This window comes from Rhodococcus yananensis, from assembly GCF_020515525.1.
Lineage (GTDB): Bacteria > Actinomycetota > Actinomycetes > Mycobacteriales > Mycobacteriaceae > Rhodococcus > Rhodococcus yananensis.
Window position 1 is genome coordinate 1 of the sequence record NZ_JAIYEP010000053.1, and the last position, 15,740, is coordinate 15,740.

At 69.5% G+C, this 15,740-nt stretch carries 17 protein-coding genes, 1 tRNA gene and 1 other RNA gene; 10 read left to right on the plus strand and 9 right to left on the minus strand.

Annotated elements, in window-relative coordinates; all coding sequences use genetic code 11:
• Nucleotides 1–130: 130 nt before the first annotated feature.
• Nucleotides 131–2,980, minus strand: coding sequence for a pyruvate dehydrogenase (acetyl-transferring), homodimeric type (gene aceE, locus LDQ05_RS13565; protein WP_226437491.1), 2,850 nt, complete (start codon nucleotides 2,978–2,980; stop codon nucleotides 131–133).
• A gap of 329 nt (nucleotides 2,981–3,309) precedes the next feature.
• Here aceE and LDQ05_RS13570 point away from each other — a divergent pair, with 329 nt between their 5' ends.
• The 3 genes from LDQ05_RS13570 (at nucleotide 3,310) to LDQ05_RS13580 (ending at nucleotide 4,345) form a co-directional block, all read left to right on the plus strand.
• Entirely contained in the window at nucleotides 3,310–3,732 is a 423-nt protein-coding gene (locus LDQ05_RS13570) for a DUF3052 domain-containing protein (RefSeq protein ID WP_226437492.1), read from the plus strand.
• 41 nt (nucleotides 3,733–3,773) lie between these two features.
• The gene (locus LDQ05_RS13575) at nucleotides 3,774–4,238 is read left to right on the plus strand and encodes a peroxiredoxin (protein WP_226437493.1); all 465 of its coding nucleotides are present in this window, start codon (nucleotides 3,774–3,776) and stop codon (nucleotides 4,236–4,238) included.
• A gap of 32 nt (nucleotides 4,239–4,270) precedes the next feature.
• Nucleotides 4,271–4,345: transfer RNA gene (locus LDQ05_RS13580), tRNA-Val, on the plus strand.
• A gap of 98 nt (nucleotides 4,346–4,443) precedes the next feature.
• Here the strand turns inward: LDQ05_RS13580 and LDQ05_RS13585 are convergent.
• The 5 genes from LDQ05_RS13585 to LDQ05_RS13605 all read right to left on the minus strand — a co-directional run bounded on the left by LDQ05_RS13585 (nucleotide 4,444) and on the right by LDQ05_RS13605 (nucleotide 7,383).
• Complete coding sequence (locus tag LDQ05_RS13585; protein WP_226437494.1) at nucleotides 4,444–4,779, minus strand: type II toxin-antitoxin system Phd/YefM family antitoxin; 336 nt, start codon at nucleotides 4,777–4,779, stop codon at nucleotides 4,444–4,446.
• Between the two features lie 155 nt (nucleotides 4,780–4,934).
• Nucleotides 4,935–5,297 (minus strand): DUF5655 domain-containing protein, encoded by a 363-nt coding sequence (locus LDQ05_RS13590; RefSeq protein WP_226437495.1) that lies wholly within the window; start codon nucleotides 5,295–5,297, stop codon nucleotides 4,935–4,937.
• A gap of 42 nt (nucleotides 5,298–5,339) precedes the next feature.
• A complete protein-coding gene (locus LDQ05_RS13595) occupies nucleotides 5,340–6,197 on the minus strand; it encodes an SURF1 family cytochrome oxidase biogenesis protein (RefSeq protein ID WP_226437496.1) in 858 nt (285 codons plus the stop codon).
• Nucleotides 6,198–6,225: 28 nt separating this feature from the next.
• Nucleotides 6,226–6,681 carry a low molecular weight protein-tyrosine-phosphatase gene (locus tag LDQ05_RS13600; RefSeq protein ID WP_226437497.1) on the minus strand — a complete coding sequence of 152 codons (456 nt, stop codon included), beginning with the start codon at nucleotides 6,679–6,681 and terminating at the stop codon, nucleotides 6,226–6,228.
• 3 nt (nucleotides 6,682–6,684) lie between these two features.
• The gene (locus LDQ05_RS13605; RefSeq protein WP_226437498.1) at nucleotides 6,685–7,383 is read right to left on the minus strand and encodes an HAD hydrolase-like protein; all 699 of its coding nucleotides are present in this window, start codon (nucleotides 7,381–7,383) and stop codon (nucleotides 6,685–6,687) included.
• 78 nt (nucleotides 7,384–7,461) lie between these two features.
• Here LDQ05_RS13605 and LDQ05_RS13610 point away from each other — a divergent pair, with 78 nt between their 5' ends.
• The 3 genes from LDQ05_RS13610 to LDQ05_RS13620 all read left to right on the plus strand — a co-directional run bounded on the left by LDQ05_RS13610 (nucleotide 7,462) and on the right by LDQ05_RS13620 (nucleotide 10,546).
• Complete coding sequence (locus LDQ05_RS13610; protein ID WP_226437499.1) at nucleotides 7,462–8,601, plus strand: Nif3-like dinuclear metal center hexameric protein; 1,140 nt, start codon at nucleotides 7,462–7,464, stop codon at nucleotides 8,599–8,601.
• Between the two features lie 89 nt (nucleotides 8,602–8,690).
• Nucleotides 8,691–9,428: a zinc ribbon domain-containing protein gene (locus LDQ05_RS13615; RefSeq protein WP_226437500.1), complete on the plus strand. Its 738-nt coding sequence runs from the start codon at nucleotides 8,691–8,693 to the stop codon at nucleotides 9,426–9,428.
• A complete protein-coding gene (locus LDQ05_RS13620) occupies nucleotides 9,425–10,546 on the plus strand; it encodes a bifunctional RNase H/acid phosphatase (protein WP_226437501.1) in 1,122 nt (373 codons plus the stop codon). The genes LDQ05_RS13615 and LDQ05_RS13620 overlap by 4 nt, the downstream gene beginning before the upstream one ends.
• 181 nt (nucleotides 10,547–10,727) lie before the next feature.
• Here the strand turns inward: LDQ05_RS13620 and LDQ05_RS13625 are convergent, their stop codons facing one another.
• Nucleotides 10,728–11,246, minus strand: a complete 519-nt coding sequence (locus LDQ05_RS13625; RefSeq protein ID WP_226437502.1) for a DUF1697 domain-containing protein — start codon at nucleotides 11,244–11,246, stop codon at nucleotides 10,728–10,730.
• 56 nt (nucleotides 11,247–11,302) lie between these two features.
• Between LDQ05_RS13625 and rnpB the strand changes: the two genes are divergently transcribed.
• The 4 genes from rnpB (at nucleotide 11,303) to LDQ05_RS13645 (ending at nucleotide 14,179) form a co-directional block, all read left to right on the plus strand.
• Nucleotides 11,303–11,721, plus strand: an RNA gene (gene rnpB / locus LDQ05_RS13630) — RNase P RNA component class A.
• Between the two features lie 239 nt (nucleotides 11,722–11,960).
• A complete protein-coding gene (locus LDQ05_RS13635; protein ID WP_226437503.1) occupies nucleotides 11,961–12,140 on the plus strand; it encodes a hypothetical protein in 180 nt (59 codons plus the stop codon).
• Nucleotides 12,141–12,186: 46 nt separating this feature from the next.
• Nucleotides 12,187–13,596: an RNB domain-containing ribonuclease gene (locus LDQ05_RS13640; RefSeq protein WP_226437504.1), complete on the plus strand. Its 1,410-nt coding sequence runs from the start codon at nucleotides 12,187–12,189 to the stop codon at nucleotides 13,594–13,596.
• Nucleotides 13,586–14,179 (plus strand): CHAP domain-containing protein, encoded by a 594-nt coding sequence (locus LDQ05_RS13645; RefSeq protein WP_372461107.1) that lies wholly within the window; start codon nucleotides 13,586–13,588, stop codon nucleotides 14,177–14,179. The genes LDQ05_RS13640 and LDQ05_RS13645 overlap by 11 nt, the downstream gene beginning before the upstream one ends.
• Here LDQ05_RS13645 and pip read toward each other — a convergent pair whose 3' ends face one another.
• Both pip and LDQ05_RS13655 read right to left on the minus strand, forming a co-directional pair.
• The gene (gene pip, locus LDQ05_RS13650) at nucleotides 14,180–15,148 is read right to left on the minus strand and encodes a prolyl aminopeptidase (RefSeq protein WP_226437506.1); all 969 of its coding nucleotides are present in this window, start codon (nucleotides 15,146–15,148) and stop codon (nucleotides 14,180–14,182) included. It abuts the gene before it with no gap.
• Between the two features lies 1 nt (nucleotide 15,149).
• Nucleotides 15,150–15,605: a hypothetical protein gene (locus tag LDQ05_RS13655; protein WP_226437507.1), complete on the minus strand. Its 456-nt coding sequence runs from the start codon at nucleotides 15,603–15,605 to the stop codon at nucleotides 15,150–15,152.
• Between the last annotated feature and the right edge of the window lie 135 nt (nucleotides 15,606–15,740).

The following is a 15,740-nucleotide window of genomic DNA, read 5'->3' on the forward strand; positions in this document are numbered from 1 at the left end:
ACGCTCGTCCGATCTCGCCCCGTCTGGGCGCCCGACGTCCGCGGCGCACGGCGCGGGAGCGGTTCTTCGACCATGCCCAGAAAACTACCCGGAGCATGCCCCCGCTCCCGCACCGAACGCGACGACGACCTCAGGCCACGCCGGGGTCGGACGTCTGCTCGGGGGCGGCCGTCACATCGTCGATGCGGTACCTGGACGCCGCCTCCACCGCGCGTGCACGGTCGACGGTGCCCTCGCGGCCGAGAGCCTCGAGCACTGCGACGACCGTCGATTCGGCGTCGATGTTGAACACCCGGCGCGCGGCAGGTCGGGTGTCGGAGAATCCGAATCCGTCGGCGCCGAGGACCGAGTAGTCACCCGGAACCCACTTGCGGATCTGATCGGGCACGGCGCGCATCCAGTCGGACACCGCCACGAACGGGCCCGCCGCGTCCTCGAGGACGCGTGCGACGTACGGCTGCTCCGGCTCGGCGGCCGGATCGAGCAGTGCGCGGTGGTCGCACTCGATTCCGTCGCGACGCAGTTCGCCCCACGAGGTGACCGACCACACGTCGGCGGACACACCCCACTCGTCGGCGAGCATCTGCTGTGCCCGCAGCGCCTCCGGCATGATCACGCCGGACGCGAGGATCTGCGCCTTCGGGCCCGCCGCGGCGCCACGCCGGAACAGGTAGATGCCCTTGAGTAGGCCCTCCACGTCGAGGCCCTCCGGTTCGGCCGGCTGCGTGTACGGCTCGTTGTAGAGGGTGATGTAGTAGAAGACGTTCTCGCCACCGAACCCGGCCTGCCCCTCGGTTCCGCCGTACATGCGGCGCAGACCGTCCCGCACGATGTGCGCGATCTCGTAGGAGAACGCCGGGTCGTACGTCACGGCGGCGGGGTTCGTCGACGCCAACAGCAGGGAATGCCCGTCGGCGTGCTGCAGGCCCTCACCGGTCAGTGTCGTGCGGCCGGCCGTCGCGCCGAGCACGAAACCGCGCGCCATCTGGTCTGCCGCGGCCCACAGGCCGTCGCCGGTGCGCTGGAATCCGAACATCGAGTAGAAGATGTACACGGGGATCATCGGCTCACCGTGCGTCGCGTAGGACGTGCCGACGGCGGTGAACGACGCGGTGGACCCCGCCTCGTTGATGCCCTCGTGCAGGATCTGTCCGACCTCGCTCTCCTTGTAGGCGAGCATCAGGTCGGCGTCGACGGACGTGTACAACTGTCCGTTGCGGTTGTAGATCTTCAGCGACGGGAACCACGAGTCCATCCCGAACGTGCGGGCCTCGTCCGGAATGATCGGCACGATCCGCTTGCCGATCTCCTTGTCACGCAGCAACTCCTTGAGCACGCGCACCAGCGCCATCGTGGTGGCGACCTGCTGCTTGCCCGAGCCTTTGCGGACGACGTCGTACGTCTTGTCCTCGGGCAACTTCAGCGGTGCTGCGGTCGTCCGGCGCTCGGGCAGGAATCCACCGAGGTTGCGGCGCCGCTCGAGCATGTACCGGATCTCGGGAGCCTCGAAGCCCGGGTGGTAGTACGGCGGCATCTTCGGGTTCTTCTCGAGTTCCGCGTCGGAGATCGGGATGCGCTGCACATCGCGGAAGTACTTGAGGTCCTCGAGCGTGAGCTTCTTCATCTGGTGCGTCGCGTTGCGACCCTCGAAGTGCTTGCCGAGGGTGTAGCCCTTGATGGTGTGCGCGAGGATCACCGTCGGCTGACCCTTGTGCTCCATCGCGGCCTTGTACGCGGCGTGGATCTTGCGGTAATCGTGACCGCCCCGCTTGAGGTTCCAGATCTCCTGGTCGGTGAGGTGGTTGACGAGAGCCTTCGTGCGCGGGTCGCGGCCGAAGAAGTGCTCACGCACGAAGGCGCCGTCGTTGGCCTTGTACGTCTGGTAGTCGCCGTCGGGGGTGGCGTTCATCAGGTTGACGAGCGCGCCGTCCTTGTCGGCGTGCAGCAGAGCGTCCCACTCGCGGCCCCACACGACCTTGATGACGTTCCACCCGGCGCCGCGGAAGAAGGACTCCAGCTCCTGGATGATCTTGCCGTTGCCGCGGACGGGGCCGTCGAGGCGCTGCAGGTTGCAGTTGACGACGAACGTGAGGTTGTCGAGGCCCTCGGTGGCGGCGACATGCGCCAGACCGCGCGACTCGGGCTCGTCCATCTCGCCGTCGCCGAGGAACGCCCACACGTGCTGCTCAGAGGTGTCCTTGAGGCCGCGGTCGTGCAGGTAGTGGTTGAACCGCGCCTGGTAGATCGCGTTCATCGGGCCCAGACCCATCGACACCGTCGGGAACTCCCAGAAGTCCGGCAGCAACCGCGGGTGCGGGTACGACGGCAGCCCACCGCCGAGCATCGCGTGGCTGTGCTCCTGCCTGAACCCGTCGAGCTGGTCGGTGGTCAGGCGGCCTTCGAGGTACGCGCGGGCATAGATGCCCGGCGACGCGTGCCCCTGGATGAAGATCTGGTCGCCGCCGCCCGGATGGTCCTTGCCGCGGAAGAAGTGATTGAACCCCACCTCGTACAGCGCCGCGGACGACGCATACGTCGAGATGTGACCGCCGACGCCGATGCCGGGTCGCTGCGCGCGAGTGACCATGATCGCGGCGTTCCACCGGATGTACGCGCGGAACCGCCGTTCGACCTCTTCGTCACCGGGGAACCACGGTTCCATCTCGGTGGGAATGGTGTTCACGTAATCCGTGGACGTCAGGGCGGGAATGGACACGTGTCGCTCGCCGGCGCGCTCGAGCAGGCGCAGCATCAGGTAGCGGGCACGTGCCGGACCGGCGGCGTCGAGCATGCCGTCGAAGGATTCGAGCCACTCGGTGGTTTCCACCGGATCGATGTCCGGCAGATAGGAGGCCACGCCCTCGCGAATGACCCGGACCCGGTTGTCGGAGGTCGGAGTGTCGCTGGAGGGTCCCGATCCCGCAGCGCCGGGTGTGGCGGCGTTCGTGCGGGAATCGGGGCCGTGGATCAGGTCTGTCAACGTCTGCTCCTCATCGTGGTGGGGCGCGCAGGTGTGGCGCCCGCTCCGTCGGCCGGCTCTTGTGGGAGCCGACTCATCGACATCTGAACATGATGCAACCCTCATCTTCCCCCATCCCGGCTCCCGAAGCATGGGCGGTCCGGGAATGGGGCCTGATGACCCACCGGTAACCTGAATTCGGCGCTCTGCGTCGCCCGATTCCTGAGATTCTCTGGAATTTCGCCGCGTTTCGGGTTGCGCTCGGCCGCCCGACGATGTTCGCTTTGACCAATCGATTGTGACAACGGTGCGCGGCCGAGCCGCGACCCCGACCTTGAGGAGGAACCACCGTGGTCGCCGCGGCGGATGCCAAGACCTACGTTTCGAAGCTCGGTATCACACACGACCAGGTGGTCCAGGAACTCGGTTGGGACGAGGACACCGACGACGAGTTGCGTGCGGCGATCGAGGAGGTCACCGGAACGGAACTGCTCGACGAGGACTCCGACGAGGTCGTCGACGTGGTGTTGTTGTGGTGGCGGGAGAGCGACGGGGATCTCGTCGACAACCTCATGGATGTGATCGGTCCACTCGCCGAGGACGGCGTCGTGTGGGTGCTCACCCCGAAGACGGGGCGTCCCGACCACGTCGAACCCAGCGAGATCGCGGAATCCGCGACCACCGCCGGCCTGACCCAGACGTCGGCCACCAATCTCGGCGACTGGATCGGCAGCCGGCTCGTGCAGCCCAAGTCCGGCCGTCCGCGTCGCTGAGCGCACCGTTCCCCACCTCGAGCAGAAGGGCACGTCACCGAATGGCGATCGCCGTGGGCGCCGAGGCGCCCGATTTCACCCTGAAGGACCAGAACAACCAGGAAGTGACGCTGTCGGGCTTCCGCGGAAGCAAGAACGTACTGCTGGTGTTCTATCCGCTCGCGTTCACCGGTGTGTGCCAGGGCGAACTGTGCGCGGTCCGCGACGACCTGCCCACGTTCGAGAACGACGACACCGCGATCCTCGCCGTGTCCGTCGGTGCGTCCCCGACCCACAAGATCTGGGCGGCGGAGCAGGGCTACACGTTCCCGTTGCTGTCGGACTTCTGGCCGCACGGTGAAGTCGCCCAGGCCTACGGTGTGTTCAACGACAAACTCGGCTTCGCCAACCGCGGCACCTTCGTCATCGACAAGGACGGCATCGTGCGGTTCGCCGAGGAGAACCAGCCGGGGGAGCCCCGTGACCAGGGAGCTTGGGTCCGGGCGCTCGCCGCGCTAAAGTCCTGAGGCGACATCGGCGGGCTTCCCGCCGATGAGTCGGGCGTGTAGCTCAGTGGTAGAGCTCTGGTTTTACACACCAGCGGTCGGGGGTTCGAAACCCTCCGCGCCCACCAACCGACGCCTCCCGCGGCCCGAACTGCTTCCCGCGGCAGCAATTGCCGACGCGGGAAGCAGTTCAGGCCGCGAGAAGGTGTTTCGGTCCCCGTCGGGACTACCGGCGCCGCCGCTTCTTCCGGCTCGACTTCTTCCGTTTGCGCGCGTTCTTCGCGTTCTTCGTGTTCTCGGTCTTCGTGCGGGGTGCAGCGGCCGGCTCGTCCTCGGCCGGTACCTCCAGCAGTGACCGCGCGGCCTCCCGCCGGAGACTGTCCATCAACTCGGGCGAGCGCAGCAGGAACGTGGCCTCCCGCAACGCGGTGTACCGGGCCAGGGAGATGAGTACCGCGTTGCCCTCGTCGCCGACGATCTCGACGGCGACGGTGTCGCCGTTGACCTCGCGGATCAGGTCCTTCAGATTCTTGCGTGCGGATTTGACCGTGGTTGCCGGCACCGATGTCGACTCCGTTCGCTGGGCGGTGGACTCGGGCATCTTCGCACCGATCGGGGTGATCGCGGTGCGGGACCGGCCGAAATCCGGACACGAACCCGCAACGAACCCGGGCGGGGCCCGGCGACGAGCCCGGCAGGACCCGGGACGCGTCGCGGTCAGGCGGTCGTCGACGGCAACGCCGTGTCGTACGCCTCGGTGAGCAGTGCCCGCAGAGCGTCGTCGAGTTCGTCCGCCGATGCGATGCTCAGCCGGTGCGTGGTGACCCTGCCGTCGGACGGATAGGCCTCCCGCAGAGACCGATGGTGGACGCGTCGCGGCAGATCCAGGGCCACCTCGAGCCGTGAGGCGTACACGAACGCGGCGGCGAACACCCGACCCCGCGACCACCGCACCTCCGAGTTGCGGACCTGCTCCTCGACGTCGTCGCCGAGCGTGCGCACGAGATCATGGAACCGTCGGAACTTGTCGACCGCTGCAGGGTCCTTGTCCGCCAGGTAGTCGTCGACGGTCGCGTACATGCGGGGAACTCCTCGGAGTCGGTGGCCGGGGCCGGAACGTGCTCAGCGACGACGCCCGTACCGGTCGGCGAGCTTGTCTTCGGTGGTCTGCACAGCCCGTGGGGCCTGCGCGACCGGGACGTCGTCGGGGGCCGCCGGGGCGCTCGTGCCGTCGGGGGCGGTGGCCTTCGCCTTCCGTCGCTCGCGCACCTCGGCCCAGACGAAGTAGCCGAGACCGAGCGGCGCCATGATCCCGAACGCCAGCCACTGCAACCCGTACGACAGGTACGGACCGGCGTCGATCTGCGGGAGCGGAACGGGGGTGAGGACACCCGGCTGGTCGGCGTCCAACTGCAGGAAACCGTCCACGAGATCGAGCCCCGATGCCGCCGCGATCTGCGGGGCGTCCACGAAGTACACCTGCAGGTGCCCGGCGTCCGTGAACGGGTCCTTGCCGGGCACTGTGCCCTCGGACAGGCGGATGCGGGCCTCGAGGGTCACCGGGCCGACGGGTGCGGCAGGGATCTCGGGCACCTCCGTGCCCCGCACCGGCCGGACGTAGCCGCGATCGACCAGCACGGTGCGTCCGTCGTCGAGCACGAACGGGGTCAGCACCTCGTAGGCGGGCTGCCCCTCGATACTGCGCAACCGAACCAGCACGTCGGAGTCGGGAACATAGCTGCCGTCGGCGAGCACCCGCCGCCACTCGTCCTCGACGCGGGCGTCGCCGGTGAGCAGGTCGGGCAGCGGAACCGGGTCCTGGGCGATCGACGCCGCCATCCGGTCGTTGCGCTCGGACGTACTGGTGTTCTTCCCGAGCTGCCACGGTGCGAGCACCGTGAAACACGCGTAGGCGAAACCGACCACCACGACGGCCAGGACCAGCCAGCTCGGGCGGAGAAGAAACGTCAGTCGGCGCACCCGTCCACGGTAGCCCGTGAGGTGGATCTCACCGTTGTCGCACCCACTCGAGCAGGCCCGGAACGGCCGCTTCGATCTGCTCCCGGACCTCCTCGAACTCGGGCAGCCCACCGTAGTACGGGTCGGGAACGGACTCGTCGTCCGCGGTGGGATCGAACGTGCGGAGCAGGACGCGACGCTCGGTGGGCACTCCGAGCTCGGCGAGACGGCGGTCGTGGCCTGCCGCGAGCGCCACCACCAGATCCGCCGACAGATGATCGGGGCCGAGTTCCGCGGCGCGATGCCCGGTCGGATACCCGTGACGCTGCAACACCGCGGACGTCCGCGGATCGGCGTCGGCGCCGACGTGCCACCCGTGGGTGCCGGCGCTGCTCACCCGCACGCGGTCGTCGAGGCCCTCGCGGCGCAGGTGCTCGGCGAAGATCTTCTCCGCCATGGGGGACCGGCAGATGTTCCCGGTGCACACGAACGTCACATGCAGCACGGGTCACCGCCTCCCGGTCAGCAGTCGACACAACTCGTCGACGCTCCCGACGGTGCGCGCTGCGTCGGTGCCCTCACCGTCGGCGCCGTACCCCCACTCGACGAACACCGTCGGCACCCCCCACCGTCCGGCGCCGTGCACGTCGTGGTCACGATCCCCGATCATCACGACGTCGGCGGTACCGCCGTCCGTGGCCTCGACCGGATCGACCCCCAGGGCTCGGAGACTGTGCGCAACCACATCGGACTTCGCTCGGCGCGTCCCGTCGTCGCTGGCGCCGCCGATGAACTCGAACCGATCGGCGATCCCGAAGTGCGCGGCGATGCGCCGCGCCGACCCCTCGTTCTTCGATGTGGCGATCGCCAACCGGCTCCCCGTGGCCCGCACCGTCGACACCAGATCGCCGATCCCGTCGAACAGTGCGTTCTCGGCCCAGCCCGTGGTCGAGTAGTAGTCGCGATACGCGGCCAGGGCGCGCTCGACGTCGCGGTCGCCGAGCCCGAGCGCCTGCAGGGTATCGATCATGGGTGGGCCGAGAAGCCACTCCAGCGGCCCGGCGGGCGCTTCGAACCCGACGATCTGCGCGGCGTGCAGGAAACCGTTGATCACCCCGGTCGCGGAGTCGGTGAGGGTGCCGTCGAGGTCGAACAGCACGACCGGGCACGGCAGTGTCAGTGGTTGCGGATCGGCGAGAAGGCTCACGCAGCCATTGTCCCCGCTCGGGCCCGCGCACGCCGCGTAGGGTCGTCGGCGGACGGCCGGACGAACACAGGAGGACACGTGACGGCGACCCTGCGCGAGGTGATCGACGTACTGGACGCGGCATATCCACCGTCGCTGGCGGAATCGTGGGACTCGGTGGGGTTGGTCGCCGGAGATCCCGCCGACGGGGTCCGCAAGGTGTTGCTGGCGGTCGACGCGACGGCCGCGGTGGTCGACGAGGCCCTCGAATGGGGCGCCGACCTGCTGCTCGTGCACCACCCGCTGCTGCTGCGCGGCGTCGACACCGTCGGTGCGCACACGCCGAAGGGTGCGTTGATCCACCGGCTGATCCGCGGTGGCTGCGCGTTGTTCACCGCGCACACCAACGCGGACCGTGCCGATCCCGGGGTGTCCGACGCACTCGCGCAGACCCTCGGCCTGACCGGGCTGCGGCCCATCGCGCCGAAGCCGGAGGCCGCCGTCGACAAGTGGATCGTGATGGTTCCGGCCGAGTCCTCCGCGACCGTGCGTGCCGCCCTGTTCGCCGCCGGGGCGGGAGCGATCGGCAACTACCGGGAATGCTGCTGGACGGCGTCCGGGACCGGACAGTTCCGGCCACTCGACGGTGCCGACCCGACGATCGGCGCCGTCGGTGAGCTCGAGACCGTCGCCGAGGACCGCATCGAGATGATCGCGCCGCGGCGCATCCGTACCGCGGTACTCGCGGCGCTGCGAGCTGCCCACCCGTACGAGGAACCGGCGTTCGACGTGGTCGAAACGGCCGAACTCCCGTCACGCGCGGGCCTGGGCCGTGTCGGGCGGTTGCCGACCCCTCGCACCCTCCGCGAGTTCACCGCCGACGTCGCCGCGGCCCTGCCCGCCACCGAATGGGGGGTGCGCGGTGCCGGCGACCCCGACCGGATCGTGAACTCCGTCGCGGTGTGCGGTGGATCCGGGGATTCGTTCCTCGGGGCGGTCGCCGCGCTCGGCGTGGACGCCTACGTCACGGCGGATCTACGGCATCACCCCGCCGACGAACACCTCCGTGCCGGGGGACCCGCACTGATCGACGTCGCCCATTGGGCGAGTGAGTACCCGTGGTGCGCCCAGGCCCGCGATCTCCTCGACGGTGCGTTCGGTGACCGGTCGGGATGGTCGGCGCGGGTGAGTGCGCTGCGCACCGATCCCTGGACCACGGCGGCCCGCGCGGTACCGTAATCAGCTACGACACCGCGCAGCGCCGCCCCTCGAGGGCGGTGCCGCCGACCGACCGCACCCGTGCAGAGCCGAAAGCAGGAACCCCCCGAGTGAACGTCGAACCCGCAGTGCAGGCCAAGCTCCTCACCCTTGCCGCCGTGGACATCGAACTCAACCGTCTGGCGCACCGGCGTCGCACCCTGCCCGAACAGCAGGAGGTGGATCGACTCCAGGCCGAGCGGGCGTCCCGGAAGGACGCCGCCGTCGCGGTGGAGATCGTGCTCGACGATCTCGACCGTGACATCCGCAAGCTCGAAGGCGAGGTGGAGGCGGTCCGTCAGCGTGCCGCGCGGGATCGGGCGTTGCTCGAAGGCGGCAGCATCGCGTCGAAGCAACTCACCGAGCTGCAACACGAGCTCGGGAGCCTCGAGCGGCGTCAGGGGGCGCTCGAGGACGAACTGCTCGAGGTCATGGAGCGCCGCGAGGCGTCGAAGTCCGACCACGACCGCGCCGGCGCGCAGGTCACGCAGATCGACGAGCAACTCGCCGACGCGAACCGGGCCCGCGACGAGGCACTCGCCGACATCGAGGTCGCCGAGAACCGGTGCAACACCGACCGCGGCACCCTCGTCGGGCTCTTCCCCGCCGAACTGGTCACCGCGTACGACGCGCAGCGCGAGCGCGCCGGTATCGGCGCGGCCCGGCTCGAAGGACGCCGCTGCGGCGCCTGCCGACTCGAACTCGATCGCGGTGAGATCGCTCGCCTCACCGCGGCACCCGCGGACGCCGTCGTCCGGTGCCCCGAGTGCAACGCGATCCTGGTGCGGTCCAAGGAATCGGGGCAGTGAGCCGGGTCGTCGTCGAGGCCGACGGAGGCTCCCGCGGCAATCCCGGGCCCGCCGGATACGGCGCGGTGGTGTTCGACGCCGACCACCGCACGGTGCTCGCCGAACGACACGAGAGCATCGGGTGGGCGACGAACAACGTCGCCGAGTATCGGGGGCTGATCGCGGGACTGGCCGCAGCCGCCGAACTCGGTGCCGACGAGGTGGACGTCCGGATGGATTCCAAACTCGTGGTCGAGCAGATGTCGGGACGCTGGCAGGTCAGACATCCCGACATGATTCCGCTGGCCACCCGTGCCCGAGAGCAGGCAGCGGGCTTCTCCCGCGTGACGTACACATGGATCCCGCGTGCCCGGAACGCGCATGCGGACCGCCTCGCCAACGAGGCGATGGACTCGGCCGCCGGTGTGTCCGCCGCCCCGTCCACGCCCGCTCCGGAGCCGTCGACCGACCCGAATCACGCCACGGTCCGCGACGACACGAAGGCACCCGGATGGACGGGGGCGACCGGAAGCCCCACGCGTCTGCTTCTCCTGAGGCACGGCCAGACCCCGCTGTCGGTGGAGCGCCGCTATTCGGGTCGCGGTAATCCCGCACTGACCGAGTTCGGTCGTGGTCAGGCGGAAGCGGCGGCCCGACGGCTGGGGGCTCGCGGTGGGATCACGGCGGTGGTGTCCTCGCCACTCGGCCGTGCCCGGGAGACCGCGACCGCTGCCGCCGACGCACTCGACCTGCCCGTGCGGGTGCACGACGGTCTCACCGAAACCGACTTCGGTGCGTGGGAGGGACTGACCTTCGGGGAGGCCGCTCGTCGCGACCCCGCACTGCACCGGCGTTGGCTCGGGGACACCTCGGTGCGGCCACCGGACGGGGAGAGCTTCGACGAGGTCCGCGCCCGGATCGGCAGTGTGCGCGACGAACTGATCGACGAGTACGGTGGCGCGACCGTGCTGGTGGTCTCGCACGTCACCCCGATCAAGACGTTCCTGCAGTTCGCGCTCGATTCCGGACCGTCACTGCTGTACCGACTGCACCTGGATCTCGCGTCGCTGAGCATCGCCGAGTTCTATCCGGACGGCGGGTCGTCGGTGCGGCTGGTGAACGACACCTCCCACCTGTGAGTGCGGGACGCGCGAGGCCCGGAACGATGAACGGTCGCACCGGCATGTCGGGGGTTTGCCGGAGCGACCGTTCACACCGTGTATCGACCCGGTGTGCCCCGCGTTACACGCTCGCCCGGACGGTACGGTGGCGAACCTCGTCCCGGGGGCGTGGCGTCCCCGCCGGTGCCGCTCGCGGCCGTCACGCGAGCTTGCGCAGGGTCCGCAGATTCCGGGTGGTCGTCGTCGCCTTGAAACGGGCGGCACCGGTGCGTTTCCCGAACCGGCTCCCGACCGTGCTGCCCGCGACGACCTGCCAGTACACGACACCGTCGCCCGCGGTGACCCGTTCGACGTCCGGATCGAGGTCGGCGGCGGCGGAGAGCAGGTCGTCGGCGGTGGCGTCGTCCGCGACGAAGATCGCGTACGCGTGGCGGCCGTCGACCTCGTCGAACGGATACTCGTCGACCACCTCGGCGATCCGCGTGCGCTCCACGACGAACACGTACGCGTCGTAGCCGAACCGCGCCGACAACGCCTCTTCGATCGTGGCCTTCAGCGTGTCCGGTTCGTCGTCCGCGGTGAAGAGCACGTTGCCCGAGGCGAGGACGGTCCGTACCTCGCGGAAACCGAGACCGGAGAACGCCGCCGCGAGGTCTGCCATCCGGATGTTGATCCCGCCGACGTTGATTCCCCGTAGAAGCGCCACGTATGCAGTCACGACACCGACCGTAGTTCGCCTCACCGACATGCGGGGCGCTACCCTGATCGAGCGGACGAGTTGGCCGGACGACCGCGGAACCGGGAACCGTCGCCGAGATGGCGGCAGGCCCTGGATCGAGGAAAGTCCGGACTCCACAGAGCAGGGCGGTTGCTAACGGCAACCCGAGGTGACTCGCGGGACAGTGCCACAGAGAACAGACCGCCTGCCCTTCGGGGCAGGTGAGGGTGAAACGGTGCGGTAAGAGCGCACCAGCACCCCGGGTGACCGGGGTGGCTCGGTAAACCCCGCCCGGAGCAAGGTCGAAGGCCGCACCGACCCCCAGGGGCCGGTGCGGCTGCGCAGGTGATCGAGGGCTGCTCGCCCGAGCCTGCGGGTGGACCGCTCGAGGTACCCGGCGACGGTGTGCCCAGATGGATGGTCGTCGCCCCGCTCACGCGGGGAACAGGATCCGGCTTACAGGCCGACTCGTCCGCCTCTCCGACCCCGGTCGGTCACCGGATCACAGCGGTGAGATCACCAGCAGCTGAGCCCAGTGGGTTGCGGCGTCGACCCCGATGTAGGGCGACAGGGCATCCAGGACGAGATACGACACGCGGGCTCCTCACATTCGTTTTCGCGTTGCAGCCCGAACGTACCAGCAGTACGCCGGAACGGATCCGTCCCGATAGCGGTTTCCGACGCACCGGGGCGCCGGTCGGGCAGACTGGGCACATGAGCGACAACGGGTGGTACTTCGACGTCAGCACGGGCAAGGTGAGTCAGGGCAAGGATCCCAACGCCCTCAACAGGATGGGTCCGTACCCGGACCGCGAAACCGCCGAGCGCGCCCTCGAGATCGCGGCCGAACGTACCCGCGCCGCCGACCGAGCCGACGACGAGTGGAACGGTTGAGACCCGCCCACCCGGGCGTCCCGAGGGATTCCGGAGAATCTACACAGTGGTGACCACACCGTTCGTCGTCGCGCCTGCGATCGACTTCTCCGCGGTGCGCGCCGAGTTCGGTCTCGACGATGCGCATCCCGCCGCAGCGGTCGCGGAGGCTCGCGTGGCGGCCGACCGGGAGGTCGCCGCCCGCGAGGACCGCACCGACCTGCCGCTGGTGACGATCGACCCGCCCGGGTCGATGGACCTGGACCAGGCGTTGCACCTCGAGCGAACTCCGCGCGGTTTCGTTCTGCACTACGCGATCGCCGACGTGTACGCGGTCGTCGTGCCGGGTGGAGCACTCGAAACCGAATCGCTGCGCCGCGGCCGGACGCACTACCTGCCGGACGGATCGGTGCCGCTGCATCCGCGGGAACTGTCGGAGGGGTCGGCGAGCCTGCTGCCCGAGGCCGTGCGGCCCGCCGTGTTGTGGCGCATCGAGACCGATGCGGCTGCCGAACCGGTGTCCGTCTCCGTTCGCCGGGCGCTGGTGCGGTCGGCGGCGCGGTTCGACTACGCCGGTGTCCAACACGACGCCGACGTCGGAACCCTGCACCCGTCGATCGGGGCACTGCCGGAGTTCGGCCGATTGCGGCAACGGGCCGCCGTCGACCGCGGAGCCATCGAGCTGAGGTTGCCCGAACAGGACGTCACTCGCGACGGACAGGGGTGGCGCCTGATCGTGCAACCGCGCACCGACGCCGACGACTGGAACGCGCACGTGTCGCTGCTGACCGGCATGTGCGCCGCCCGGATGATGCTGGACGCGGGAATCGGGTTGTTGCGCACACTGCCTCCCGCCGACGACGATGCGGTCGCCGCGCTGCGCCGTACCGCGGCGGCGCTCGGGGTGCCGTGGCCCGCTGCCGTTCCCGTCGGGGTGTTCCTGTCGGGTCTCGACGCGAACGACCCCGCGACGCTCGTGCTCATGAGCGAGGCTCCCGCCCTGCTGCGGGGAGCGGCGTATGCAGCGTTCGACGGTACGGCCCCCGATGTCACCGCGCACGGCGCGATCGGAGCTCCGTACGCGCACGTGACGGCGCCGCTGCGACGGCTGCCGGATCGGTACGCGACCGAGGTGTGTCTGGCGGTGGCGGCGGGCGTCGACGTACCCGACCGTGTGCGGCAGATCCTGCCGACACTGCCGAAGATCATGTCGTCGTCGGATTCGCTGTCCGGCAAGATCACCCGCACCTGCGTGGATCTCACCGAAGCGGTGGTTCTGGCACCGCGTGTCGGAGAGCGTTTCGAGGCGACCGTCCTCGCCGACGCGACCGAGCGCAGGGACGCGACGGTGTTCGTGCCGTCGGAGACGGTCATCGCACCGTGCGCGGGCCGGCCGAGGGAAGGGCAGCGGGTGTCGGTGCGGTTGACGTTGGCGGACCCGGGCACGCGGAAGGTGCGGTTCGCCGGTGTGCAGTGACCGACGAGAGCCACACCGGCGGCGCGGACCGGTCGTCGTCGCGGTGGTGACGGCTGTGATCGCGCTCGTCGCGGTCGCGGGATGGTGGTGGGTGCCGAACCGGTACCTGCCCTGGGACACCGCGGTGTTCCCCCGGATCGATACGCGTGCGACAGCGCAGCAACGCGCGGTGCTCGAGGTACTCGAGGTCGAGCACACCCGTCAGCGACCGGGGACCTTCTACGCCGAAGGTGTCGACGAACAATGGTGCGCCGACTTCGTCAGCTGGGTGATGCGCGAGGCGGGAGTGCCGTTGGTGAACCCGCACTCCGGCCACTGGCGCATCCCCGGCGTGTACACCCTCGAGGAGTACTACGGTGCCGCCGGTCGGTACGAACCCGCTGGCTCGGGGTACCGGCCCGACGCCGGCGACGTCGTCCTCTACCGCAACCGACTCGGTTTCGGTCAACACACCAACATCATCGCTTCCGTCGACGGTGACACCGCGATCACCGTGGGCGGCAACGAGTCCGGTCGAATCCGCATCCACGGACTCGACCTGGACGATCCCGCGATCGTGGGGTACGGACGCCTGCCGGGGTGATCAGCGACCGCGGAACCGGTCGGTGGCCTCCACCAGCCGGTGGGTGATGCCCGGTTCGTTCGCCGCGTGCCCGGCATCGTCGACGATGTGCAACGTCGAATCGGGCCACGCCCGGTGCAGTTCCCACGCGCTCGTGGCGGGGCACACGACGTCGTAGCGACCCTGCACGATGACACCCGGGATTCCGTCCAGCAGATGGGCGTCGCGCAGCAGTTGCCCGTCGTCGAGGAAACCGCGGTGGTGGAAGTAGTGGTTCTCGATCCGGGCGAACGCGAGCGCGAAACGTGGCTCGGCGGACTCGGCGACTCGTTCGGGATGCGGCAGGAGCGAACTCGTTGCGCCCTCCCATGTCGACCAGGCGATCGCGGCGCGCAGTGCCACCTCGGGATCGGGGGAGTGCAGCAGCCTGTGGTAGGTATCGACGGGATGCTCGTCCGGGGCGGCACCGGCCAGCGGGGCGCGGAAGCCCTCCCACAAGTCGGGGTAGATCGCGGCGGCACCACCGTTGTAGTACCAGTCGATCTCGCTGCGCCGCAGCAGGAAGATGCCGCGCAGTACCAATGCCGTCACCCGGTCGCGATGCCGTTGCGCGTACGCGAGGGCCAGCGTCGATCCCCACGAACCGCCGAACACCTGCCAGCGTTCCACACCCAGGTGGGTCCGCAGGCGTTCGATATCGGCGACCAGACGGTCGGTGGTGTTGACGCTCAGGTCGGCGCCGTCCGCGACGTGGGGTCGGGACCGCCCGCAACCGCGCTGATCGAACAGGACGATCCGGTATGCGGTGGGATCGAAGAACCGTCGGTGCAGCGGCGCGGTGCCACCGCCGGGCCCGCCGTGCAGGAACACCACGGGGGTACCGTCCGGATTGCCGCTGGTCTCCCAATACAGGTGCTGGCCGTCGCCGACGGCCAGTTCACCGGTCGCGTACGGTTCGATCGGGGGGTACAGGTCGCGGAGATCGGACACGTCAGTACCCCACCAGCGCCGACGCGAGATCGGGGATGTCCAGCGCGGACAGGGCACCGTCCCGCACATCCGGGCACTGCGCGGCGGTGATGGTGTCGATGCGTCCGCGGTCCCCGGCGAGCGCCACCACGTCGACTCCGTTCGCTGCGGCCCATTCGCCGACGAGCAGGTTCAGCCCGCCCTTGCCGATGCCGGGGGTGTACGTCCGCCAACTCTGCAACTGGGATTCCATGCGGGTGCACAGGTCTGCGGCCTGCGGCTCCGTCACCCCGCCGGGCACGGTTCCGTCGACGGTGGTGTCCTGCTGCGTCGTGGCGGGCGGTGCCGTGGTGGCGCCGTCCGGTCCGGTCCCGGCAGCGCAGGAGACGACGCCGGTCAGTGCAGCGGCGGTGAATGCGGCGGCGCAGACACTGCGGAGCCGCGTCGTCGGGTTCGGTGCCTGGCCGGCTCGGCTCATCGTGTGGTACCTCACGGGATTCGGGGTCGAGGGTCGACCCCGAGTGTGCCACCGAATGCCACCGGCGCGGCGGTGCGCCCTCCTAAGCTGAGGAGCGCGCCGCAACCGATCGTCGGGAGGCAGGAGTCCATGACC